We start from the raw sequence: 22,067 nt of genomic DNA, 5'->3' as shown, positions 1-22,067 counted from the left end.
CCTTGCCCAAAGCCTGGTGAGCGAGGAACGACCATGAAGATGATCCTGAGTGACCTGACGTCGCCCTTGGGTGCGATGCTGCTTGCCGCCGACGAACGCGGTCATGTCCGTGCGCTGGAATTCGCGGAACGGCGTTCGCGCATGCATCGCAACCTGCGCGAGCAGTACGGCACGTATGAACTGATCGAAGGACCGGCACCGAAAGCCGTGGCCGAAGCACTGCAGCAGTACTTCGTCGGGCAACTGGACGCGCTCGGCAACATCGAAGTGGCGACGGCCGGTACCGAGCAGCAGGAAAGCGCATGGGCAGCGCTGCGCCGCATTCCCGCAGGGCAGACGACGACCTATGGGTCAGTCGGCAAGGCGATGGGCATCGATGACTGGCGTGCGGCTGTTGACGCGGGTTCGGCGGTGGGCGCGAATCCGATCGCCATCATCGTGCCATGTCACCGCGTTCTTGGCGCGGGCGGCGACCTCAAGGGCTATGCATGGGGGCTGCACCGCAAGCGGTGGCTGCTGGAGCACGAGAAAGCCATCGAGACTCGCCCTGCCGCCCCGCAGACCGGTAGGCAGCAGGCCGCCCGACCTACAACCGGAACGACTTCGCCATCTCCACCACGGCCTGCTTGTCGAAGGCATTGACCTCGTCGATCAGTTCGTTCGTGAACAGACGATTCGGATCGCCCAGTTCTTCGCCCAGCTTCGGGTTCTTGCTGCTTTCGGCGGCCATCTCGATGTTGGCCTTCCACTCGGCCGGCGTCGATGCGCCCATGCGCTGGTCCGGATCGTCGGGGCGGCGCATCCAGCTGTTCTTGCGGTCCTTCAGGATGAACGACAGCTCCTTGCGTGCTTCTTCCTCGCTGCGGCCCTTCGGTCGGCTCTCGGGGTACACGGCCCAGTGCAGGTCGATGGCGGCGTCGAGGTTGCTGTTCGCGAAGATGGTGGACTTGGCGATGCCGCGAAACAGCGCCACCAGGTTCTTGTGCTCGTCCTTGAGAAGTTTGCGCGGCACGCAGATCCAGCCCGAACCCACCTGCGCAAACTTCGGCGTCAGCGGCACGTAGCGCAGCGGCGTGCCCACCAGTTCGATGCGGGCCGCGGCCGTGTCGAAGGCCACCATTGCATCGACACGGTCGTTGTCGATCGCCGCGCCGGCCGGCGCGCCGTCGCCGATGGCGATGTATTCGCACTTGTCGTCCTTCAGGCCGAGTTCGGCGAGCATGGTCCGGGTGATCACGATCCCGGTGTCGCCCTGGCTGCGCACGCCGATGCGCTTGCCCGCCAGGTCCGCCGCCGTCTTGATCGGGCTGCCCGGCTTCACCACGATCACGTTGGCATTGCGGGGCAGCCACTTGTACACGCTCACGAGGTCCAGCGTCGGGTCCTTGGCCATCGCCGGCAGCAGGATGCCGGGCACGGCTGGCCCGAAATCCACATGACCGGCGCGCAGGCTTTGCAGCGCCTGGGTCATGCTCGACATGTTCACGTACTCCACATCCACGCCGCCGGGCTTGTAGAAGTCGAGCTTCGGGTACTGCCCCGCGGTCACGAAGCACTGCTGCGGGTCGTTGACCGCGGCAGTGTTCGCCACCTTCATCACGCGCAGGTTCTGTGCCATGGCAGGCAAGCCGCCGCCCACGAGACCCAGGGCGCCGATGCCCAATCCGAAATCACGTCGTGTCAACATGGTCCGCTCCTTGCCGGCATCACGCCGGCGATGTTCGAGAAAAATCTAGACATTCACCGTGCGCTGCGAGGTGTCGGCGGGCATCCAGTGCAGCACCCGCCGTTGAATGCGGCGCAGCAACACCGTCAGCGCGATGCCGATCACCGAGAGAACGACGCACACTGCGAAGCTGCCGCCGGTGTCGGCCTGCGCTTCCATCTGCAGGATCAGCACGCCGAGGCCCGCCTGCGCGCCGACGAATTCGCCCACCACGGCGCCCACGACGCTGAAGGCCGCGGCCATGTTGAGACCCGCGAAGACGTAGGGCAGGGCGCTCGGGAACTTGGCCTTGCGGAAGATCTGCCAGGGCGTGGCGGACAGCGAGCGCAGCAGGTCGATGCGGTCCGGGTCCACCGCCTTGAAGCCCGCGATGCTGGTGACCAGCACCGGGAAGAAGGTCAGCAGGCAGATGATCATCACCTTGGAGCCGATGCCAAAGCCGAGCCACACCACGATGATCGGCGCCACCGCCACCTTGGGCACGCTCTGCAGCGCCGCCACGTAGGGTTCCAGCAGTGCCTCCACCTTGGGCATCTGCGACACCACGATGCCGATCGCCAGGCCGACGCCGCTGCCGATCAGGAAGCCCAGCAGGATCTCCGCAAGCGTGACGCCGCCGTGGTACCAGAAGCCGTCCTTGGCCAACGGTCCCGTGGCCAGGCCACGCCAGAGTGCGACCGCGATGTCGCTGACCGGCGGGACCAGGTGCTGGGGCACCTTGAACAGCCGCACCGCCGCCTCCCACGCGCCGAGCAAGGTGACCAGCAGCAGGATGGATTGCACTCGGGTGGACGCCAGCGGGTTGGCACGGCGCGGGCGCGGCGGCTTCGCGGGCCTGACGCCGGTGGAATCGGAAGTCAACGTGGCAGTGGTCATGGCAGCACCCTTTCAATCGAACGAAGCGGCATGCGAGAAGCGCTCGCGAATCGAAGCGGCCGCCGATGCGAAGACCGGATGCGACATCGCTTCCATCGTCCGTGGTCGTGGCAGGTCGATGGGCAGCACGCGTTCCAGCGTGCCGGGGCGAGGCGACATCACGAACACCTGGTCGCCCAGGAACACGGCCTCGGGGATCGAGTGCGTGATCAGCACCACGGTCTTTCCGCTTTCCATCCAGATGCGCTGCAGTTCGAGGTTCATGCGCTCGCGCGTCATCGCGTCCAGCGCGCCAAAGGGCTCGTCCATCAGCAGGATCTTGGGGTCGTGCAGCAGGGCGCGCGCGATGGAGGCGCGCTGTTGCATGCCGCCGCTCAACTGGCGCGGCAGCTTGTGCTCGAAGCCCTCGAGGCGGACCATGTGCAGCAATTGCATGGCGCGTTCGCGTGCCACTTTCCTGTCCAGGCCGAGCACTTCGGCCGGCAGCATCACGTTCTCGATGATGGTGCGCCACGGCAGCAGGATGGAGCTCTGGAACACCACGCCCACATCGCGCCGCGTGCCGCGAACGGGTTGGCCGTCGAGCAGCACGCTGCCGACTTCATAGTCGAGCAGTCCGGCCAGGATGCGCAGCAGCGTGCTCTTGCCGCAGCCGCTGGGGCCGACGATGGTGACGAAGCTTCCCTGGCGGATCGTGCAGTCGATCTCCTTGAGCGCAAGCACGCCGTCGTTGCCGCCGCCGAATGTCTTGGAGAGTCCTGCGATGCGGATGTAGTCGGGTCTGCCATTCGTCGTGTTCATGCCTTGACTCCCGCGGGGCTCAGGAAACGAACCATGTGATGGGCGAGCACTTCCGGCGCCTGCATGGCCGTCACGTGGCCGATGGATGGCAGCAGGACGGCATCGGCACCGCGGATGCGCCCCGCCATGGCCAGCGTCACGCTGGGCGGCACCACGCGATCCAGCTCGCCGGCCAGCACGAGGGTGGGTGCCACGATGTCCGCAACGCCGTGGTCCAGCGTCGTAGCCACCGTGGCTGATCGCCGCGCGGCGCGAGCCGACACCGGCCGGGCATTCGTGAAGACGCGACGCAGTTCCGGACGCTGCGCAAGAAAGGCTTCGGGGAAGAACCATGTCGCCAGCTCTTCCGCCGTGCCGGGCAGGCCCTGCCGCAACTCGGCCAGTCGGTGTGCGTCCGGGCACAGCTCTTCGTACGGGCGCGGCAGCGGCCAGGTGCTCGCGAGCACGAGGTGATCGATCGACTTCGGATACAGCAGCGCCAGGGCCTGCGCCACGCGTCCGCCGAAGGACGAGCCGAACACATGCGCGCGCTTGAACCCCATCGCCCTGATGAACTGGTGAGCGTCGTTCGCCAGGTCCGCCAGCGTCGACGCGCGCTCGGGTGCCTGCGTGTCGCCGCAATCGCGCTGGTCGTACGTGAGCACGGTGAAGTGCTTCGCGAGATGTGGCACCAGCGCGGCGAACATCTGGCGCGAGGCCTCCGCGCCGTGCATCAGCACCAGCGCTGGGCCCCGGCCTTGGCGCTCGAAGGCGACACGCACTTCGCCGGCCTGAATGAAGTCGGTCATGTCGCGTTCCCTTCTTCCTGGCCCATCCAGAAGGTCATCTCGATCTTCAGCCCGCGTGGATCGTGGAGGAACAACTGATGGATATCCCATCCCGGAATCGGCGCCTCTGCAAACGGCACGCCCATCGCACCGAGGTGCTCGCGCATCTCCTTCAGGCCGCGCGAGCGGAACGAGATGTGGTCCAGGGGGCCGGTCACCGGCTGGGTTGCGGCGTCGGGCGCCGACAGATGCGCATACAGGTGCACGATCGGCTGGCCGTCCGCGTACAGCCATGCACCGGGTGCAGGGATTTCAGGCCGGGCGCCGACTTGCAGGCGCATCACGCGCGTGTAGAAATCGACCAGCGGCGGCAACTCGTCCGGCGTGCACCGGATCGTGTAGTGGTGGAGTGCGGTGACGGGCATGGCATCAGTCCAGTAGTCGGGCGAGCGCGGCCGACAGCTCGGCGGCCGGATCCGATGGCGTCCATGGCATGCGGAACGCCACATGCCCGTCAGGCCGCACGAGCACCGCACCGCGCAGGCCGAGCAGCAGGCCGTCCTTCTCGTGCGAGTCGTCCAACTGGTGAGCCTGCACCGTGCGTCCGTTCTTGCCGGACACAGCACTCGCTGCCTCCATCCATCCATCCGCCTTCGGCCCCGCCACCAGCACGAAGTCCTTGTCGAACCAGTCGAGCGTGGTGTGGCGCCGCGCCAGGTCCAGCCACAGGTGCGGAAAGCGCATGCCCGGCCGGTCGCTCGGCTCGTAGCAGCGCGCGCGCATCACATGCTTGCCCGTGCCGTCTGGGATGACAGCACCATCCTCGTAGCAAAAGCCCAGCGACTGCCCGATGCTGTGGATGTGGTTGTCGCTGTCGCGGATCCAGAAGTCGATGCGGTCCGGGTTGCCGGAGCGCAGGGCCTCGTCGCACTGGATGAAGCGCGTCGCGTTGTGCAGGCTGAAGTCGGCGTTCGATTCCGCCACGGGGCGGCGTTCGCTCTCGTAGCTGTCCAGCAGGCGCGCGCTGGCGCGACCTGTGATGACGAAGGCCAGCTTCCATGCGAGGTTGTGCGCGTCCTGGATGCCGGAGTTCATGCCGTAGCCGCCGTTCGGCGGAAAGCGATGCGCCGAGTCGCCCACGAGCAAGACGCGCCCCTTGCGAAAGCTCGCGGCCACCTGGCGGCTCATGCGCCACACCGAGCGATTGATCACCTTCACATCGAGGTTGGGAACGCCCGAGATAGTGCGGGCGAGTTGCACCACTTCGTCATCGTTGCGTTCGCCGATGCGTTCGTCCACCTCGCGTCCCACCGGCAGGAGGTTCAGCCATCGGTCCTTGCCGTTGGTGTTGAGCACGGTCGTGATCGGGTAGGGCGAATCCTTGGCATACACGCGCCAGCCGGCGCAGGTGGCCGCGTCGCGCACGTGGGAGAGGTCGGCCTGCCAGAATTCGTTGGCCATCACGGCCAGCGTGGCGGGTCCGCGCATCTCGATGTCGGCCTGGCGGCGCACAGCGCTCGTGGCGCCGTCCGCGGCAATCAGGTACTGCGCGTGCCAGGTCATGGTCTCGCCGGTGTCGAGCTTGCGGCCGGTCACCGCAATGCCGCTGCCGCCCTCGTCGTAGTGCAGGAACTCGTGGCCGAACAGGAAGCGGCCGACTTCGCTCTTGCGTGCATGGTCCAGCAGCTCCGTCTCCACCGTGTCCTGCGACTGGATGATCTTCCAGCACGGCGAGTGGCCCACGTTGGGCTCCGGGGTGGTGCGGCCCCATTCGTGGCCCGTCATCGACTCGCAGAAGGAGAAGAAGTCGGCGCCGTCCGGCAGCGCATGGCGCTTCATCAGGCCGTCGATGCCCCACTGGCGAAAGATCTCCATCGTCCGCGTGTAGGTGCCCCGCGCCTTGGGGTGGGTCGTGGTCGTCGGGCTGCGTTCGAGCAGCACGAAGTCGATGCCGAAGCGCTGCAGCAGGATCCCCATCGAAAGGCCCACCGGGCCGCCGCCGACGATCACGACAGGTACTTTGCTTTGCATGGTCAAGCCTCCAGAGGATGGGTAAGGGATGCGCCCGCGAAGCGGTACGACAGGCCGATTGCGCGCGGCACCCAGCGCGCCGCGGCGAGGGCCAGCAGGCGGATGCCGAGGACCTCCTGCGGCAGCCAGTGCGCCCGGGTGCCGAAGACGTTGAAGGTGGCGTAGCAGAGGTTCCCGTGGAGCAGCGGCACGTTGATCACGCTGCGCAGGCCGTAGGGACGCATCTGGTCGAAGTCGTCGAAATGGCTTGCCAGCGTCTCCTCGCCCTCGCCGACGAAAACGCGGCCCTGTATGAAGAGGCACTCGGTCCACGGCGTGAGCGTCTTGCGCTTGGCGCCGTTCACCGGATAGTGCTCCGACACCGATGAATAGAAGCGGCGCAGCCGGATCTCGTCGACGGGGTCGCGTTCGGTCGTCACGTTCTGCTGGATGCTGAACACGCTGTCGCCGGCGATGAGGGTTCGGCAGCGGTCGACCTCGCGCATGGCGGCGTCGGCATTGCGCGCTGCTTCGAGCCCATCGAGGAGCTTGGCCGTGAAGACCGTGGAGATCGATTCGGTGGCTGTCGTCGCGGAGGGCATGGAGAAAGTCTAGGCGCCTCAATTCACCGAAATGCATTAAATTCTGATGGACCGATAACCATGGAGTTATGGCTTGCCGACCGCCCGCGACCCCGCCGCCGACCTGCAGCACGCGCTGCTCTCTCGCCTGAAGCTGCGGCAGTTGTCGCTGCTGCAGGCCATCGACCGCCATCGCACGCTTGGCCGCGTGGCCGCCGAGATGCGGTTGAGCCAGCCGGCCATCACCAAGGCCTTGCGCGAAGCGGAGGACATCTTCGGCAGCCGACTCTTCGAACGCACGAGCCGCGGCCTAGTGCCCACACCTTCAGGTGACGCGGTGCTGCACTACGCGCGGCGTTGGCTTGCGGAACTGGAAGCCACCACGCGCGTCCTCACCTCGCTCGAAGCTGGCCGCAGCGGGCGCCTGCGCCTGGGCCTGACGCAACAGGTGCCCCAACAACTGCTGTCCGCAGCGCTCACCCATTTGCTGGATCGAAGCCCGCGCATGGCGGTGATGACGCGCGAAGGCACGACCGACGAACTCGTCGCCGGACTCATCGCGCGCGAACTCGATTGCGCCATCGGACGCTCTTATGACGGCGATGCGACAGGCCTCGTGCAGGAGGCGATCTACGAGCAGGCGCCTTGCCTGGTGGTGGCCGCCAAGAGCTTGAAGCGTTTGTCCCGCGGGCCGCTGGACTGGGCGCGATTGGCGCAACTCGACTGGATCCTGCCGCCGCCGAACACGCCCATGCGCAGGACCTACAACGCCATCTTCGTGGGCGCCGGCGTGCAACCCCCGGTCCCGATGCTGGAGACGACGTCGATCCGCAGCATGGAGACGGTGCTGCGGACGGAGCCGAACGCGATCTCCATCCTGGCCCGCGACGTCGTGGCCGAGATGGAGCAGGCAGGAAACTGCGCGGCGCTACCCCATCGCCTGAGCTGGAACTTGCCGCCGGTGAGTTTCTTCACGCTCAAGGAATTGGATGAGCACCCGATGGTGCAGTCCCTCAGGACGGTGGTGAGGAATGTCGCGCGGGGCATGCAGCGCAGGGCTGGATAACGCGTCGGCGCGATTCAGCGGCGGCGTTCGCCACCTATGAGCACTTGGGCGCGCAGACCAGATGGTTCTTGCCGAGGAATCGGCGCGACGTCATCGAAGTGCGAATGACGAACTTGCCGCACTTGAAGCAAGACATCATGGATTCGGCGCGGGGCGTGGTGATGATGGAGCCTGGCGCCTTCTTGACATAGCGCAGGCCATCCTGGGTGAGTTGGGTATCGGTCATGGGGGCAGCATTTTACCCGGATTAATTCCTATCACCGATCCCTACGGGTATGTCCCAGCCTCAGATCCGCTTGCGCCGCGGCACCACGTTGAGTTGCAGAGTGGCCTTCGCAGGTGCGTCGTCGAGCATCACCTGGAGCGGCGCGATGTCGATGAGCTGGTCCGCGTGCCACACCTTGATCGACGCGGCGCCCTCCGGGACATCGAGCGCGGCGATGCCGTCCGGGCCCGTCAGCGCCGCCCAGGGCGAGTCGCTCACGTAGACATGCCCGCGCATCGAGCTGTGCAGGTGACAGCCGAGCAGCACGGCGCCGGCCTTGTCGAAGGTGGCATCAGCGACCTTGCCGGGCTTGCCCTCTGGCTTGCCTGCGATCATCAGCTCGAAGCCGCCCCCCGGACCCACATCGAACTGCGCAACGCCGGCGGCGGAAGCGCGCACATGGTGCTCCCACGGGTCGTTGTTGACGAAGTGCGCCTTGGCACCGGGGGCGACCAGGCTCACGGCCGGCACGAAGCGCATCCTTTCCTGGCTGATCGTCACTTCCTTGGGCAGCGGCCGGGACGGTGCGGCCTTCGAAGCGGTGACCACGACGACCACCGCATCGACGACGGGTTGTCCGTCCTTGTCGAGGACGCTGACCTGCAGAGGCGTCGCCGCACAGAGCGCGCAAAGAAGGGCGCCGGCCAACGCGACGACTGAACTGCGCACGCCCGGCATGCGCAAGGATGAAGGGTTGCGCATGTGATCAGAGCTGGCTCGTCTTGATGACGTGCCAGACGTTGTCGTAGTTGTCGCCGTAGACGTCGCCGGGCTCCTGGTCCTCGGGCCAGGTGTAGAGCGGTTGACCCTTGAAGGCCCACTGCTTGCCACCGTCGTCACGGGTGATCATCGACAGGCTGCCGCTCGGCTTGGCGCCTTCGGGGGCAATGACCGGCGGCCACGTCACGGCACAGTTGCCGTAGCAGACCGAGCGGCCGCTGTTCGGTGCGTCCTTGTCGAAGGTATAGAGAGTGAACCCCTTGTCGTTGACAAGCATGCCGTTGAGAAGCTTCACGGAAGAGACTTCCTTGACGGCGGTCGGCGCATGCGTCGCGCAACCGGTGAGAAAGGTCAGGACGAAGGCGAGACTGGCAGCTGCAATACGCACGAAGTGGCTCCTTTGTGATCGCGAGGGGGAGTTCGCCACGTATTAAACATTTGGATACAGTCTTGTCGCTGCGTAATTTGTCACGAGCGGAATGCTTTCGTTTGCCGGAGGTCGCGTCGAGAGCCGGCATGGAAAGAGGCATCAATCAGACGTCCCTCACGTCGTCGCACATTGCGGAGATGGAGGCCTCGGGCGGCATCGACACCCCCGCGCTGAGGCATGGACTGAGGCGCTTGAGGTGCTAGCGTTGGAGGCATTACCGGGCCTGTGGGCGGCGTGAATACGGGCTTCGGAATGGGAGGTGGCGGGTTAGTCATGCGTCCTCGAATCTCCTGCACGACCATGGTCATGTTGGGATTGGAAGGGTTCTGATTGGCGTTGCGCTCGGCGAGCGTCACAAGATTCTGAACGGGCGAATCCGGCGTTGCGGAGGCCAGTAGTGGCGCAGCCTGCGGAGACGCAAGATAGCCCATGACCTTGCGTGGATCGGTTCCGGGCTCGCTCAATTTGGCAACGATGATGTCGTCTACGCTGCGACCAGTGTTCGCGTTCTCGATAGCCGCGCTTGCCTGCATCCATTCCGTGTATTGAACGGCTACTCCCAAACTGAATTGACCGACCGCCGATGGGAATTGCGGTTCTGTCTCGCGCAACAGCGCCGCCATGTCTTCAGAAGTTTTGAGAAAAGGTGCGGCATTGACATCTGCGCCAGAATTCAGTGCGGAGGAAAGAATAGCGGACGCGTATTTGTTCGACGATGCTTTAATTTCTGCCAAAAATTCCTTTTGCTTGTCTGGAGGCGAGGTCGGGATGAGATGGGCAAGCTCACCGTAGTAGTCATCCTGCTGAAGAACACCCTTGCCAAAGGCTTCTTTGAGAACAGACTCCGTTCCAGGCAGATATCCCAAGCGGGAGAGGCCGATAGCGGCCCGTCCGGCTACTTGCTTGTCTGAGTCGGCGGCGAGTGCCCTCAACTCCAATTCAATATCGCTGTTCTCGCCAGTGGAATTGTCCCGATTGTGAAGACCCTCAAGCATGCGGATCAAAGGAAGTTTTTCATCCCGACTTAATTGCCCTCTCTTCAGAAGAGCTTTTATTGCATCAACTGATTGCGCGGTTGCAGGTAAACCATTGAAATAGATCTCGTCCAACGCATTGCGCCCATCGATACCGGGCTTCGGTGTGTATAAAGCCAGCGGGTGCTTCTCATCGATTCTTGATCTGGTAATGGCAAGGTTTGCCATGTATTCGGCCGCACCGTCTGTTTTGGTGACCGATTCGGAAGCGCCCGCGATAGCACTCCTCGATATCGTAGAGTCAATGGAATTCAATTGCTCCGATTCCGAAGGAAACGCATAGGCGATCATCGCACCTACCACAAGAGCACCTCCGACGCCGACAATCCAACAAATTGTTTTTAGTTTCATTTGCATTTCAACCGGTGAAGCTCTTCAATTTATTGAAAATAGTTAACGGAGTAACGAGGCTGAGATTTCCATTCAAATCATTCGCCCTGAAGTTAATCCATCGAGCAAGCGCCGGCCAATTGAAAATTGCATCCACCGACAACTCAGTGCCATTCGCGTCCGATATAATTCCGTTGTCTGCATAGACATCCAACACGTATGTGTCGCAGCGATAGACGCCCCGTATGGGTTGATGGTTCCGAGAATTCGGTTCGGCGCGAGTGTAATAGGTGATGTACGTGTAATCGACGCCTATTTGCCAAATTTGATTGGCGCGCAATACCATCATCCAGCGCGCCGCAAGCGTTTGATTGTCGTTACCATCTCTGCAGGACGGCTTATAGCAACCCCAAACAAAATAATCTGGAATACTAGGTGAAGCCCCGCCCCAATATCCATTGAAAGCCCTCCTTTTAAATTCATCAACCGAATTGTAGGCGGCGGCATTGGGTGCCCCATCGTTAAGCACCTCATAGATATTGCCTCCATCAAAAAAGCCAATGTGCCCGAGAAAGGAATACGGCATATTGCTTTCCATTTCACGGCCTACGGCGTCCCCCATGAATTGAGGCTCCGGTACTGGCGGCGGCGGGCGTGTTGCGGGATCGTCTCCAATGCTCCAGAGGGCTTGCCCGTTGTGGTACACGACCAAATCGCCATTATTTTCTGCGGTCAGTATTGCGCCCGGGAACCCGCTGGTGTTGGACCACCACGTAGCATAAGTTGCGGGGGTCTCTTTTTGGTACTGAGGTACACCACCTTTACCGGGAAGAATCACTGGGGGTGTGTAGTACGTCACCGCATTCCCGTCGCCCTGCATGGTGAGTGTGGTTCCCGGAAGACCTGCTGTGTTGGTATACCAGCGTACGGCCCAATCGGAAGTCCTGTAATACACAAGGTTGCCATCGCTCTGCATCGTCAGCAAATATCGACCATCATCCGAGTAGACGCCTTGACCTGGGGATAACGTCCAGCCTGATGGCAAATTGGCGGCGCTACTCAAATTGGCCATGCAAAAAAAGACGATCGAGAACAACCAACGCGCAACAGTATTCATCTTCTTTTCCGATTTATAGAATTTTCATAGCGTCCTTTCTCGTGATCGGTGCTTCAATGAGACTTATCTGAAAAGCGATTTTTGGGTACTTGGCCGATTGTCAAGGGCGACCGGAATGTGCACTTCGGGGCTTTTGCTGCGCGCGTCCTCAATGGGCTGTGCGTTGGTCTTCATGCGCGAGTCGCTAGTCAGCACGATGCCTGCCGGCAAGCCTCTCTGGTCTGGCGACAGTCCGACAACAACCCGACGCTTCAATCGTTCCTGACCGTCGTTTCGGGCTCCAGGCATTCCTGAGTTTCGAATCCCGCCGAAGCCATCGAGCTTCGCGCTCGTGGTGACGGTTCCACTCTCTCAGTCGTCCCGCCCTGCGGCCGGCACGCGTGTCGCGAGCGGCGCACTTCGGTACTCGGGCCGCAGGTGGCAGCCCTTGCCGAATGCGGGCTCCGTCTGCGTGCACAGCTGCGCCACCTTTTGTGGCGTCGGGCGCTCGCCGAGCTCGACCCAGTCGAGCAGCGCTCGCATCAGCGCGGGATATTCGGCATCGCTCAGATAGCTGTGCTCGGCCTCGTCGGCGAAGGTCTGCACCAGCCATTGCGAGGCGCCCGCGCTGTCGACGATCTCGCGGTAGGCGCTTTCGAGTTCGACGAACGCGGTCGGGTCGTGGATCGCATGCAGCGTCAGCACCGGCAGCCGGAGCCGGCCGCTCGGACGGCTGTCGGCCGCCAAGGCGCCGACGGCCTGCGGATCGGCCTTGTAGCGCAGCACGCCGGCATTGAGCGCCGCATCGTCGCTCGAACCGCTGTAGACGACGTGCGCATTGCCGAAGGGATTGCGGTTGCCCAGGCGCTTCTGCGTCAGATCCTGGAACAGCCAGGTGGCCCAGTTGAGGTGAGAGACCAGAGTGCGCTCCGGAATGTGCACCACCGACAGGATGGTCTTCAGATGCGCCTGCTGCTCGGGCGTGCGCTGCGCGGCCGGCAGGCCGACCCCGGTGCATTCCTTGACGCGCGCGACCAGCTCGGCGCGCGTGAGTTTCGAATCGAGCGGCAGGCCTTGCCACAGTGGGTACTGCGGCTCGTCGGGCCGCGGATGGTTGTGGCAGACGTACTGGTAGATCACGCGCAGGTCGAGCCGGAAGTCATAGGCGTTGCCGCCGCCGCCGAGCACGCCGCTGGTCAGCAGCACGCCGTCATAGGCGGGCCGCTCGCCGGGAACCGGGCCGTAGAGTTCCGCCGCCTTGGACGCGACGCCGCCGCCATAGCTCTGGCCGTGCAGGATAGTTCGCTCGGGCTGGCCGAAACGCCGCACGAACAGGCGGCGCAGACGTTCCGTGTCCTCGGCCGCCATGGTCACACCGTAGCCGCCGCGCCGGTAGGTCGAACCGGCCCATGCGTAGCCGGCCTTCACCATGACGGACCAGCGCTTCAGATCCTCGGCGCCGCGCTTGAGCGTCGGCGCGTCGACCTCGGGGCCGCCATGCGCATGCATGACCAGCACGTGGTTCCATTGCGCGGGAATCGCGATCCAGTAGAACGCGCCTTCGCGGTCGCGGCCGTTGTAGCAGTGCGCGTCGGCCGGGACGGTGGCGGGGCAGGTCGCGGTCTGCGGCTGCGTGGCGGGCTGCGCCGGAACGCTCGCGGCGAAAGCAGCCAGCGACAGGGCGCAGCCGAGGCGCGCGATGAAATGGGCGGTGTTCACTCTCTGCCTCAGCTTGCGACGTGCGCGGTCTTTGCGTTGACAAGCGCCTCGGGCTCCTGCGCCTCGATCCAGTTTTCGTTGTTCAGCCCCGCCCGCAGGCGCTCCTCGTCCAGTTCGTTCGTCCATTTGGCCACCACGATCGTGGCCACCCCATTGCCGATCAGGTTCGTCAACGCCCGCGCCTCCGACATGAACCGGTCGATCCCCAGGATCAGCGCCAGCCCCGCCACCGGCACGTGCCCCACCGCCGAGAGCGTCGCCGCCAGCACGATGAAGCCGCTGCCCGTCACCCCCGCCGCCCCCTTGGAGGTCAGCACCAGCACCGCCAGCAGCGTGATCTCCTGCATGAGGGTCATCGGCGTGTTGGTGGCCTGCGCGATGAACACCGCCGCCATCGTCAAATAGATCGACGTGCCGTCTAGATTGAACGAGTAGCCCGTGGGGATCACCAGCCCCACGCAGGTCTTCCTCGCCCCCAGGTTCTCCATCTTCTCCATCATGCGCGGCAGCACCGATTCCGAGGAGGAGGTGCCCAGCACGATCAGCAGTTCCTCCTTGATGTACTTGATGAACTTCCAGATGCTGAACCCATGGAGGCGCGCCACCAGCCCCAGGATCACGAAGATGAACAACAGGCAGGTCAGGTAGAAGGTTCCCATGAGCTTGCCCAGCGAGAACAGCGAGCCGATGCCGTACTTGCCGATGGTGAAGGCCATGGCGCCGAAGGCGCCGATGGGGGCCAGCTTCATGATGTAGTTGACGATGGTGAAGAGCACGTGCGAGCCCTTCTCGATGACGTCGAAGACCAGGGTGCCGCGCCCGCCGAAGCGGTGCAGCGCAAAGCCGAAGAGCACCGCGATCAGCAACACCTGCAGGATCTCGCCCTTGGCGAAAGCGTCAACCAGGGTGTTGGGGATGATGTTCATGAGGAAGTCGACGGTGCCCTGCATCTTGCCCGGGCCGGTGTAGGCAGCGATGGCGTGGGTGTCGATGCTGGCGGGGTCGACGTTCATGCCGGCGCCTGGCTTCAGGAGGTTGACCATCACGAGCCCCACGATCAGGGCGATCGTGCTCATGACTTCGAAGTACAACAGGGCCAACCCACCGGTCTTGCCGACCTTCTTCATGTCCTCCATGCCGGCGATACCGACCACGACGGTGCAGAAGATGATGGGCGCGATCATCATCTTGATGACCTTGATGAAGGCGTCGCCGAGCGGCTTCATGGACTCACCCACCGAGGGATGGAAGTGCCCCACCAGCACGCCGATGATCACCGCGGTGATCACCTGGGCGTAGAGGGAGCGGTAGAGCGGCAGTTTGCGCGCGGGCGCTGAAAGGGACGTGGTCAATTGCGGACTCCGAGTTGAAGGACGGCGCCGGTGCCGCTGGCGGGAACGAAGCCCAGCATGCCGGCGTTGTAGATGAAGTTGCCCGCGCTTGCGCCGACGCTCTGCACCACGCCGAGCACGGGGTTGTCGTAGGCCAGCGTGCCGCTCGCGCCGCCGAGATTGAAGCTGCTGCCGCTGACCGTGGCCTCCGACTGGCCGCCGTCGTTGTCGATGGTGACGAAGTGGCCGTCGGCCGTGCCCGGGCTCAGCGTCGTCTGCGGCGCATAGAGGCGCATGCCGTAGCTGGTGGCCGATTCGCGCACCAGCACGATCGGCACCGTGACCGCGCCGACCTGGCCGAAGATGGCCGAACCGCTCGGCGTGCCGCCGGTGGTCGTCGCGCCGCCGGTCGGCGAGGTGGCCAGCATGTCGAAGGCGTTGCGCGCGCTGTTGTAGCTGAGGTAGCCCTTGGTGGTCGATGTGCAGTTGGCGTCGTAGGTGATGAAGCCGCCGCTGATCGGGTCCTGGCAGGACTGGAAGGTGCCCGCATTGCGCACGCGCGACGAGGCCGTGTAGGCGCTGGCGGCGCCGGCGCTGCCGTACTGCACGCCCACTACGTTGAAGATGTTCGCCACCGGATTGAACACGGCCGGCGTCGACGCGTTCTGGAAGGTGTTCTGGAACGCGATCAGCGGTACGAAGCTCGCACCCGACGGCGCGGCGACGCCGCCCTGCACGGCGCCGCCCGCGCCGAAGGTGAAGCTGGCGCCGTTCTCGCCGCTCGCATAGTTGCAGTTGCCGTGGGACACCAGCGTGCCGCTGCGCTGCGTGCCGGCCGCGCGCTGCAGGCTCGCGTCGATGGTGACGGTGTAGTGCAGCGTGCCCGGGTCGACCGCCAGGCTGAGCTCCTCGCCGAACAGGTCGCCGCCCTTGTAGGTCGTCGCGCTCGCCGGCAGGTTCGGGCAGGCGAGCGGGTCGCCGACTTCCTGCACGCAGCTGTAGTTGACCGCCGCATCCATGCTGCCGCTGCCCTTGAACTTGGGCCAGGCAGGAAACTGGCACAGCGGCCGGGTGCGGCCGTAGGTGCCGGCCACGCTGTCGGAGACCACGCCGGTCGCGGGCGCGAGACCGTGCTCGACCCAGTTCTCCAGCGCCGCGAGCGAGTCCCAGGCCGGGATGAAGACGCCCGTCCCATGGCCCATGCCCGGCACGGTGTAGAAGCGGATGCCCTTGTCGACCGCAGCCTGGCCCATCGTCGCGATGAGGCGGTTGTAGTAGTCGATGGTCGAGTTGTTGCTGATCACCTCGTCGGCCAGACCCTGCATCATGATCAGCCGCCCGCCGTGCGCGAGGAAGGGCGTGAGGTCGGAATTGGTCGCATCAGTGATGGCCGAGACCGCGGCCACGCGCGCGGTGTAGGCGCCCGGGTCCAGGGGATCGAGCGTGAGCGTGTCGAAGGCCGCGTTGCGCGTCACGAAGTACTTGGCCCATTGGTCGCCGGTGACGTACATGTTGGCATCGGACGTGCTGGCCGGATTGCCCGGCACCGCGCGCGTGCCGAGGTCGCGCGAGGTGAAGGGCCCCGCCACCAGCGCGCCTTCGAGCAGGTTGTAGCCGCCGGCGCGCGTCACGCCGTTGGCCAGCGTGTAGTTCGTGAACACCAGCGGCGACTCGATCGCGCGGATGGTGGCGAGCTGCGGATCCGACAGGCAGGTGTCGCCGTTGTCGGCGCCGCCCGCGCAGCGCAGCGAGGCGAGGATCTGCGCGTTGAGCTGGCGGCAGCTCTCGACATTGCTGACGATGCCGTCGGCCGCGCCGTCGAGCTTGTCGCAGGCGGCCAGCACCGTCTTCTGCACCAGCAGCGTCTTGGCGAGGTTGACCCAGCCCACGCCGCCGTTGGCATACAGCGCGCGGCCGACCGCGACGTTCGACAGCCGCGTGCCGGTGTAGTTGAGCGCCGGCTCGTTGGCGATCACGCCGTCGTAGTCGTTCGGCCAGCGCTGGATGTGCAGCAGCGCATCGCGTCCGCCGGTCGAGGTGCCGAGGAAGTAGGCCTTGGCCGGTGCGACGCCGTAGCGCGCCTTCACCAGCAGCATTGCCACGTCGTGCGTCTTCTTGAGCGACTGGCCGCCGTAGTTGGCCAGCGCCTCGTCGTTGGCGGCGAACTTGCCGTCAGTGATGCTGCTGCTCTGGTGGCCGCTGTCGTCGCCGAAGGTGGCGTAGCCGAGCGCCAGCGGCGTCGGCTTGTCAGGCGGGCCGAATCGCACGGGCTCGGTGCCGTCGATCAGGACGCCGTCGAAGCCGCCACCGCCGAAGTGGATCACCTTGCGGTTCCATGCGTCCGGCAGATTGACCGCGAAATTGATCGCCGGTGCCTGCGGGTCTACCGGTTGGATGGTGCCGCGCACCTGGCAGTAGTCACCCGACACGTTGCCGGCATCGGCAGCCGCGATGGTGGTGGCGCCGGTGACGGTGGCGCCCTGTGTCGGCAGGCCGATCGGGCCGGCGCCGATGGCCATGCCCGCGAGCGAGGCGCAACTCGCAGCCGGCACGACGGGCGTATCGGGCGGCGTGACCGGCTCGTCCGGCGCGTCCGGCTCGGAGCCGCCCGCGGGCGGCGGGGTCGTGCCGCTCGGCGGCAGCATCGCGAAGCCGTTGCCGTTGCCGTTGCCGTTGCCACCGCCGCCACAGGCCGCGAGCACCGCGGACAGGCCGAGGATGCAGAGCAGCGCGCTGGCACGGCGCGTCGAATGAAAGGACGAAGAAAGGCGCATGGTGTGTGTCTCCGGCGCGAGGCCTCGCAGGGCCTCTTTGAAAGTAGGGCGGGCCGAAGATAGTTGGCAGGGTGACTTAGCGTCAAATAAAATAAAGAGCCACTTTCGATATGAAAAAAATATGGAGATGAGACCGCTTCGCTACTTCGCAGCCGTGGCCGAGACCGGCCACATGACGCGCGCTGCGGAAAACCTCGGCATCCAGCAGCCGCCGCTCAGCCAGCAGATCAAGGCGCTCGAACGCGAGCTCGGCGTCGAGCTGTTCCGCCGCCATCCGCGCGGCGTCGCGCTGACCGAGGCCGGGCGCCAATTCCAGATCGAGGCCACGCGCATGCTGCAGAACATGGAGGCCATGCAGCAGCGCATGGCGCGCGTGGCGCAGGGGCAGGAGGGTGCGCTGTCGGTCGGCTTCACCAGTTCGGCCGCGGCACATCGCTTCATGCCCGAGGCGCTGCGCGCGTTTCGCCGCACCTATCCCAAAGTCGAGCTGCTGCTGCGCGAGAACAACGCGGCCGAACTCACCGATGCGCTGGTGGCCGGCCGGCTGCACTGCGGTCTGCTGCGCGTGCCGGTCGCACGGCCCGAGGGGTTGCTGTTCGAGACGCTGCTGCGCGAGCCGGTCGTGGTCGCGATGCCGAGCGACCATCGCTATGCGCTCGCCCGCGCCGGCAAACGCGCGCGGCCGCTGTCGCTCGCGCAGCTGTGCACCGAAGGGCTGATCCTCGTGCGCCGGCCCGGCGCGCCGGGCCTCTATGCCGACCTGCTCGCGCTTTGCCATGCGAAGGGGCTGCAGCCGCGCGTGGTGGCCGAGGTCGATCGCATGATGACCAACCTCAACCTCGTCGCCGCGGGGGTCGGGCTGTCGGTGGTGCCGGCCTCGATGACCGGCGCCCACGCGCACGCAATCACCTACTGCGGGCTGGCCGGCAGCGGTGCCCTCGATGCACCGATCACCCTCGTTCGCCGCGCCGACGAGGACAACCTTCCGGCGCGCCACTTCGCGGCCTTGCTGCGCGAGCTCGCGGCACGATGAGCCTGCGGCGCCGCGATCTCGCACGCATGGCCCTGGGCGCCGCAGCCTTGCAGGGTATCGCGCCCGCGTTGCATGCGGCACCGGACGCCGCACCCTGGCCGAGCCGGCCGGTACGCCTGCTGGTGGTCTATCCCGCGGGTGGCGTGAGTGACGCGACAGCGCGTGCGCTGGCCGAGCAGCTCGCCCCGGCGCTTGGCGTGCCGGTGCTGGTAGAGAACCGAACCGGCGCGGGCGGAAGCGTCGGCATCGAGGTGCTGGCCCGTGCGGCACCCGACGGCCACACGCTGGCCTTCTCCGCGCTGAGCCCTGTCACGCTGCATCCGCTGCTCGTGCATGGCGACGCCGACCCGCTGCACACCGTCGTCCCGGTCGCGAGCGTGATGCGCACGCCGGTGCTGGTGGCCGCCACGCCGGCCTTTGCGGGACGCAGCTTCGACGATCTGATCGCGCAGGCGCGCGCGAATCCGGGCGCCGTGCGCTGGGCCAGCTCGGGCGTGGCGACCGTCGGCCACATGGTGCTGGCACAGGTGCGCGTGCAAAGCCACACCGCGATCACGCACGTGCCCTACCAGGGCGGCGGCCGGCAGCTCAACGATGCCCTGAGCGGACAGTTCGAGGTGCTGTCGACCAACGTCGCCGCGCTGCAGCTGCAGTACCTGCGCGCCGGCCGGCTGCGCGCGCTGGCCGTCGGCGCGCCCGAGCGACTCGACGTGCTGCCCGAGGTGCCGACCCTGGCCGAGCTCGGCTATCCGCAGGCCAACCTCGTGTCGTTGTTCGGCATCTTCGCGCCGGCGCATACGCCGGCCGCAGTGGTCTATCGGCTCAATGCCGAGATCAACCGCGCGCTCGACAGCGAACTGCTGATCGCGCGGCTGCGCGTTGCGCACAACATGGCGGTCCATGGCAGCCTCGAGGCCTTCGCGCAGGATGTCGCGGAAGACCGCCGGCGCAATCGGGCGCTGGTCCATGGGCTGGGGACGCGGCTCGAATAGGGCGCTCGGCCGTTGAGCCCGAGGGCATCCAGACGGCGATCGCCTACGAGCGCTCGGGATCGGGACGCACGCGTGTTCCTGGCGGGTCGCGCTAGGTTGATCCAACAGCCATCGACAGCTTCTTATGACGATCAGCCTTGGGCATTTCCGGCCTCGGTTTCAGCGTGAGTTCCGCTTTCAGCGCAAGCGGCCGTGGGGACGACGCGGCTTGGCATTCTTGACCCTTTTTCTGATCGCGACGTTTGCGTTTGCACAGCAGCCGTCGGATGCGGTGCCGCCATCGCAACGAGCCCCAGCCGAAATTTCGAAGGGTACGCCTGTGCCGGCGCCGTCCGACGCGAAGGGCGCCCCTGCTCCCGGCGATCCGCATTTGCAAACCCACCCGAGTCCTGCCGCCGCCGCCAACGCGCAACGGGCTGCGCGTCAACCGGACGAACCAGGTGTTGCCGAGCGCCAGGATCCTGACGTGACGGCCCCACAGCCCGCTGCGCGGTCGAAAAGAGCCGCCCCGCCGCCGCCCTGACGTCGCCATCGGGCAGCCCGTCAATTCCTCTCCGCCAACTGCGCAAGCACGGCGGGGTTCTCCAGCGTCGAGGTGTCTTGCGTGATCGCCTCGTCCTTGGCCAGCGATCGCAACAGGCGCCGCATGATTTTTCCGCTGCGCGTCTTTGGCAACTGGTCGCCGAAGCGGATCTCCTTCGGCTTGGCGATCGGCCCGATCTCGCGACCGACCCAGTTGCGCAATTCCGTGGCGATCTTCTTCGCTTCGTCACCCGTTGGCCGTGAGCGCTTCAGCACGACGAAGGCACAGATTGCCTCGCCCGTCGTGTCGTCCGGGCGACCGACCACGGCCGCCTCGGCCACCAGGTCGGTGCAGGAGACCAGTGCCGACTCGATCTCCATCGTTCCCATGCGGTGGCCGGACACGTTCAGCACGTCATCGATGCGGCCGGTGATGGTGAAGTAGCCCGTTTTCTCGTCGCGGATCGCGCCGTCGCCCGCGAGGTAGCAGCCTTTGAGTTCCGGCGGGAAGTAGCTGCTCTTGAAGCGCTCAGGTTCGCCCCAGATGGTGCGGATCATGCTGGGCCATGGTTTCTTCACCACCAGGATGCCGCCCTGTCCGTTGGGCACGTCGTTGCCGGTCTCGTCGACGATCGCCGCCGAGATGCCCGGGAAAGGCAGCGTGCACGAGCCAGGCACCAGCGGCGTGGCGCCGGGCAGGGGCGTGATCATGTGACCGCCCGTCTCGGTCTGCCAGAAGGTGTCGACAATCGGACAGCGCCCACCGCCCACGTGCTGGTGGTACCACTCCCAGGCTGCAGGGTTGATCGGCTCGCCCACGGAGCCGAGGATGCGCAGGCTCGACAGGTCGAAGCGCTTCGGGTGCACGGCTGCATCCCCCTCGGCCAGCTTGATCAGGGAGCGAATGGCAGTCGGCGCCGTGTAGAACACGGTGACCTTGTGGTCCTGGATCATCTTCCAGAAGCGCCCCGCATCCGGATAGCTCGGCACGCCTTCGAACACCACTTCGGTCGCACCCAGCGCCAACGGGCCATAGGCGATGTAGGTGTGGCCGGTGACCCAGCCGATGTCGGCCGTGCACCAGAACACGTCATCGTCCTTCAGGTCGAAGGTCCACTTCGTCGTGAGCGCGGCATGAAGCAGATAGCCGCCGGTCGAGTGCTGCACGCCCTTGGGCTTGCCGGTCGACCCCGAGGTGTACAGCAGGAAGAGCGGGTGCTCGGCGCCGACCCATTCAGGCTCGCAAACGTCCGGCTGGCCTCGCGTCTCCTCGTGCATCCAGCGGTCTCGCGATGGCTGCCAGGCGATGCTGCCGCCGGTGCGGCGATAGACGATCACATCCTTGACCGACTCGCAGCCGCCGAGCGCGATGGCGTCGTCGACGATGGCCTTGAGCGGCAGGTGCTTGCCGCCGCGGGCCTGCTCGTCGGCCGTGATCACCATCACCGCGCCGGCGCCTTCGATGCGATCACGAAGGCTCTGCGCCGAAAAGCCGCCGAACACCACCGAGTGGGTGGCGCCGATGCGCGCGCAGGCTTGCATCGCGACCACGCCCTCGACGCTCATCGCCATGTAGATGACGACGCGGTCGCCTTTCTTCACGCCACGCGTCTTCAGCGCATTGGCCAGGCGACAGGTTCGTGCGAGCAAGTCGCTGTAGGTGACGCGGGTGACTTCGCTGTCGTCGGCTTCGAAGACGATCGCGACCTTGTTGCCGAGGCCGCGATCGACGTGACGGTCGAGGCAGTTGTACGAGGCGTTCAGCGTCCCGTCCTCGAACCACTTGAAGAAGGGCGCGTTACTGTCGTCGAGCGATCGCGAGAAGGGTGTCTTCCACGTGACGAACTCGCGCGCAAGGCGGGCCCAGTAGCCGGCGTAGTCGGCCTCGGCCTCGGCCACCAGCGCTTCGTAGGCGGCCATGCCGTTGACGTGCGCGCGCTGCAGTTCGACTTTGGGTGCGGCGCGGGTGATTGCTTCGACGCTCATGGTGTGGG

At 65.5% G+C, this 22,067-nt stretch carries 20 protein-coding genes; 4 read left to right on the top strand and 16 right to left on the bottom strand.

Features of this window, described 5'->3' with window-relative positions; translation table 11 throughout:
- Nucleotides 1–33 precede the first annotated feature (33 nt).
- Nucleotides 34–642 (top strand): methylated-DNA--[protein]-cysteine S-methyltransferase, encoded by a 609-nt coding sequence (locus tag AC1DN9_RS26415; protein WP_478104907.1) that lies wholly within the window; start codon nt 34–36, stop codon nt 640–642.
- On the opposite strand, the gene AC1DN9_RS26410 is transcribed toward AC1DN9_RS26415, so the two are convergent.
- Genes AC1DN9_RS26410 through AC1DN9_RS26380 form a run of 7 tightly spaced genes read right to left on the bottom strand, consistent with a single transcriptional unit; the run spans nt 587 to nt 6,782 of the window.
- Nucleotides 587–1,687: an ABC transporter substrate-binding protein gene (locus tag AC1DN9_RS26410; protein ID WP_478104906.1), complete on the bottom strand. Its 1,101-nt coding sequence runs from the start codon at nt 1,685–1,687 to the stop codon at nt 587–589. The two genes, AC1DN9_RS26415 and AC1DN9_RS26410, sit on opposite strands and share 56 nt — an antisense overlap.
- 45 nt (nt 1,688–1,732) lie before the next feature.
- On the bottom strand, nt 1,733–2,602 hold the full coding sequence (locus AC1DN9_RS26405; protein ID WP_478104905.1) for an ABC transporter permease: 870 nt from the start codon (nt 2,600–2,602) through the stop codon (nt 1,733–1,735).
- A gap of 12 nt (nt 2,603–2,614) precedes the next feature.
- A complete protein-coding gene (locus AC1DN9_RS26400; RefSeq protein WP_478104903.1) occupies nt 2,615–3,403 on the bottom strand; it encodes an ABC transporter ATP-binding protein in 789 nt (262 codons plus the stop codon).
- Nucleotides 3,400–4,191, bottom strand: coding sequence for an alpha/beta fold hydrolase (locus AC1DN9_RS26395; RefSeq protein WP_478104902.1), 792 nt, complete (start codon nt 4,189–4,191; stop codon nt 3,400–3,402). Before AC1DN9_RS26395 ends, AC1DN9_RS26400 begins: the two co-directional genes overlap by 4 nt.
- Nucleotides 4,188–4,595: a VOC family protein gene (locus tag AC1DN9_RS26390; protein WP_478104901.1), complete on the bottom strand. Its 408-nt coding sequence runs from the start codon at nt 4,593–4,595 to the stop codon at nt 4,188–4,190. Before AC1DN9_RS26390 ends, AC1DN9_RS26395 begins: the two co-directional genes overlap by 4 nt.
- 4 nt (nt 4,596–4,599) lie before the next feature.
- Complete coding sequence (locus tag AC1DN9_RS26385; protein WP_478104899.1) at nt 4,600–6,201, bottom strand: FAD-dependent monooxygenase; 1,602 nt, start codon at nt 6,199–6,201, stop codon at nt 4,600–4,602.
- Nucleotides 6,202–6,203: 2 nt separating this feature from the next.
- Entirely contained in the window at nt 6,204–6,782 is a 579-nt protein-coding gene (locus tag AC1DN9_RS26380) for a GAF domain-containing protein (RefSeq protein WP_478104898.1), read from the bottom strand.
- A 73-nt stretch (nt 6,783–6,855) separates the two neighbouring features.
- Here AC1DN9_RS26380 and AC1DN9_RS26375 point away from each other — a divergent pair, with 73 nt between their 5' ends.
- Nucleotides 6,856–7,827 (top strand): LysR family transcriptional regulator, encoded by a 972-nt coding sequence (locus AC1DN9_RS26375; RefSeq protein ID WP_478104896.1) that lies wholly within the window; start codon nt 6,856–6,858, stop codon nt 7,825–7,827.
- 34 nt (nt 7,828–7,861) lie between these two features.
- Here AC1DN9_RS26375 and AC1DN9_RS26370 read toward each other — a convergent pair whose 3' ends face one another.
- The 8 genes from AC1DN9_RS26370 to AC1DN9_RS26335 all read right to left on the bottom strand — a co-directional run bounded on the left by AC1DN9_RS26370 (nt 7,862) and on the right by AC1DN9_RS26335 (nt 17,526).
- Nucleotides 7,862–8,053: a hypothetical protein gene (locus tag AC1DN9_RS26370; protein ID WP_478104895.1), complete on the bottom strand. Its 192-nt coding sequence runs from the start codon at nt 8,051–8,053 to the stop codon at nt 7,862–7,864.
- A 60-nt stretch (nt 8,054–8,113) separates the two neighbouring features.
- Entirely contained in the window at nt 8,114–8,794 is a 681-nt protein-coding gene (locus AC1DN9_RS26365) for a cupredoxin domain-containing protein (RefSeq protein WP_478104893.1), read from the bottom strand.
- A gap of 4 nt (nt 8,795–8,798) precedes the next feature.
- Nucleotides 8,799–9,200, bottom strand: a complete 402-nt coding sequence (locus AC1DN9_RS26360) for a COG4315 family predicted lipoprotein (RefSeq protein ID WP_478104892.1) — start codon at nt 9,198–9,200, stop codon at nt 8,799–8,801.
- Nucleotides 9,201–9,280: 80 nt separating this feature from the next.
- Nucleotides 9,281–10,627 (bottom strand): hypothetical protein, encoded by a 1,347-nt coding sequence (locus tag AC1DN9_RS26355; protein WP_478104891.1) that lies wholly within the window; start codon nt 10,625–10,627, stop codon nt 9,281–9,283.
- Between the two features lie 7 nt (nt 10,628–10,634).
- Nucleotides 10,635–11,723, bottom strand: coding sequence for a hypothetical protein (locus tag AC1DN9_RS26350; RefSeq protein ID WP_478104890.1), 1,089 nt, complete (start codon nt 11,721–11,723; stop codon nt 10,635–10,637).
- Between the two features lie 351 nt (nt 11,724–12,074).
- Nucleotides 12,075–13,421 carry a hypothetical protein gene (locus AC1DN9_RS26345; protein ID WP_478104888.1) on the bottom strand — a complete coding sequence of 449 codons (1,347 nt, stop codon included), beginning with the start codon at nt 13,419–13,421 and terminating at the stop codon, nt 12,075–12,077.
- Nucleotides 13,422–13,429: 8 nt separating this feature from the next.
- A complete protein-coding gene (locus AC1DN9_RS26340; protein ID WP_478104887.1) occupies nt 13,430–14,773 on the bottom strand; it encodes a dicarboxylate/amino acid:cation symporter in 1,344 nt (447 codons plus the stop codon).
- Nucleotides 14,770–17,526, bottom strand: coding sequence for a tannase/feruloyl esterase family alpha/beta hydrolase (locus AC1DN9_RS26335; RefSeq protein ID WP_478104886.1), 2,757 nt, complete (start codon nt 17,524–17,526; stop codon nt 14,770–14,772). The genes AC1DN9_RS26340 and AC1DN9_RS26335 overlap by 4 nt, the downstream gene beginning before the upstream one ends.
- Before the next feature lie 121 nt (nt 17,527–17,647).
- Here AC1DN9_RS26335 and AC1DN9_RS26330 point away from each other — a divergent pair, with 121 nt between their 5' ends.
- The gene (locus tag AC1DN9_RS26330; protein ID WP_478104884.1) at nt 17,648–18,559 is read left to right on the top strand and encodes a LysR substrate-binding domain-containing protein; all 912 of its coding nucleotides are present in this window, start codon (nt 17,648–17,650) and stop codon (nt 18,557–18,559) included.
- Nucleotides 18,556–19,551 (top strand): Bug family tripartite tricarboxylate transporter substrate binding protein, encoded by a 996-nt coding sequence (locus AC1DN9_RS26325; RefSeq protein WP_478104882.1) that lies wholly within the window; start codon nt 18,556–18,558, stop codon nt 19,549–19,551. The genes AC1DN9_RS26330 and AC1DN9_RS26325 overlap by 4 nt, the downstream gene beginning before the upstream one ends.
- A gap of 543 nt (nt 19,552–20,094) precedes the next feature.
- Here AC1DN9_RS26325 and acs read toward each other — a convergent pair.
- Nucleotides 20,095–22,059, bottom strand: coding sequence for an acetate--CoA ligase (gene acs / locus AC1DN9_RS26320; protein ID WP_478104881.1), 1,965 nt, complete (start codon nt 22,057–22,059; stop codon nt 20,095–20,097).
- Nucleotides 22,060–22,067 lie beyond the last annotated feature (8 nt).

Source organism: Variovorax sp. 05L425 (assembly GCF_056397705.1).
The sequence above is the reverse complement of the archived record's forward strand: the minus strand, read 5'-3'. Positions and strand labels throughout refer to the sequence as shown.

Coding starts and splice junctions, on each gene's coding strand:
- AC1DN9_RS26325 (WP_478104882.1), top strand. CDS start 18,556: ATGAGCCTGCGGCGCCGCGATCTCGCACGCATGGCCCTGGGCGCCGCA.
- AC1DN9_RS26370 (WP_478104895.1), bottom strand. CDS start 8,053: ATGACCGATACCCAACTCACCCAGGATGGCCTGCGCTATGTCAAGAAG.
- AC1DN9_RS26390 (WP_478104901.1), bottom strand. CDS start 4,595: ATGCCCGTCACCGCACTCCACCACTACACGATCCGGTGCACGCCGGAC.
- AC1DN9_RS26335 (WP_478104886.1), bottom strand. CDS start 17,526: ATGCGCCTTTCTTCGTCCTTTCATTCGACGCGCCGTGCCAGCGCGCTG.
- AC1DN9_RS26405 (WP_478104905.1), bottom strand. CDS start 2,602: ATGACCACTGCCACGTTGACTTCCGATTCCACCGGCGTCAGGCCCGCG.
- acs (WP_478104881.1), bottom strand. CDS start 22,059: ATGAGCGTCGAAGCAATCACCCGCGCCGCACCCAAAGTCGAACTGCAG.
- AC1DN9_RS26330 (WP_478104884.1), top strand. CDS start 17,648: ATGGAGATGAGACCGCTTCGCTACTTCGCAGCCGTGGCCGAGACCGGC.
- AC1DN9_RS26395 (WP_478104902.1), bottom strand. CDS start 4,191: ATGACCGACTTCATTCAGGCCGGCGAAGTGCGTGTCGCCTTCGAGCGC.
- AC1DN9_RS26415 (WP_478104907.1), top strand. CDS start 34: ATGAAGATGATCCTGAGTGACCTGACGTCGCCCTTGGGTGCGATGCTG.
- AC1DN9_RS26400 (WP_478104903.1), bottom strand. CDS start 3,403: ATGAACACGACGAATGGCAGACCCGACTACATCCGCATCGCAGGACTC.
- AC1DN9_RS26355 (WP_478104891.1), bottom strand. CDS start 10,627: ATGAAACTAAAAACAATTTGTTGGATTGTCGGCGTCGGAGGTGCTCTT.
- AC1DN9_RS26350 (WP_478104890.1), bottom strand. CDS start 11,723: ATGAATACTGTTGCGCGTTGGTTGTTCTCGATCGTCTTTTTTTGCATG.
- AC1DN9_RS26380 (WP_478104898.1), bottom strand. CDS start 6,782: ATGCCCTCCGCGACGACAGCCACCGAATCGATCTCCACGGTCTTCACG.
- AC1DN9_RS26365 (WP_478104893.1), bottom strand. CDS start 8,794: ATGCGCAACCCTTCATCCTTGCGCATGCCGGGCGTGCGCAGTTCAGTC.
- AC1DN9_RS26410 (WP_478104906.1), bottom strand. CDS start 1,687: ATGTTGACACGACGTGATTTCGGATTGGGCATCGGCGCCCTGGGTCTC.
- AC1DN9_RS26385 (WP_478104899.1), bottom strand. CDS start 6,201: ATGCAAAGCAAAGTACCTGTCGTGATCGTCGGCGGCGGCCCGGTGGGC.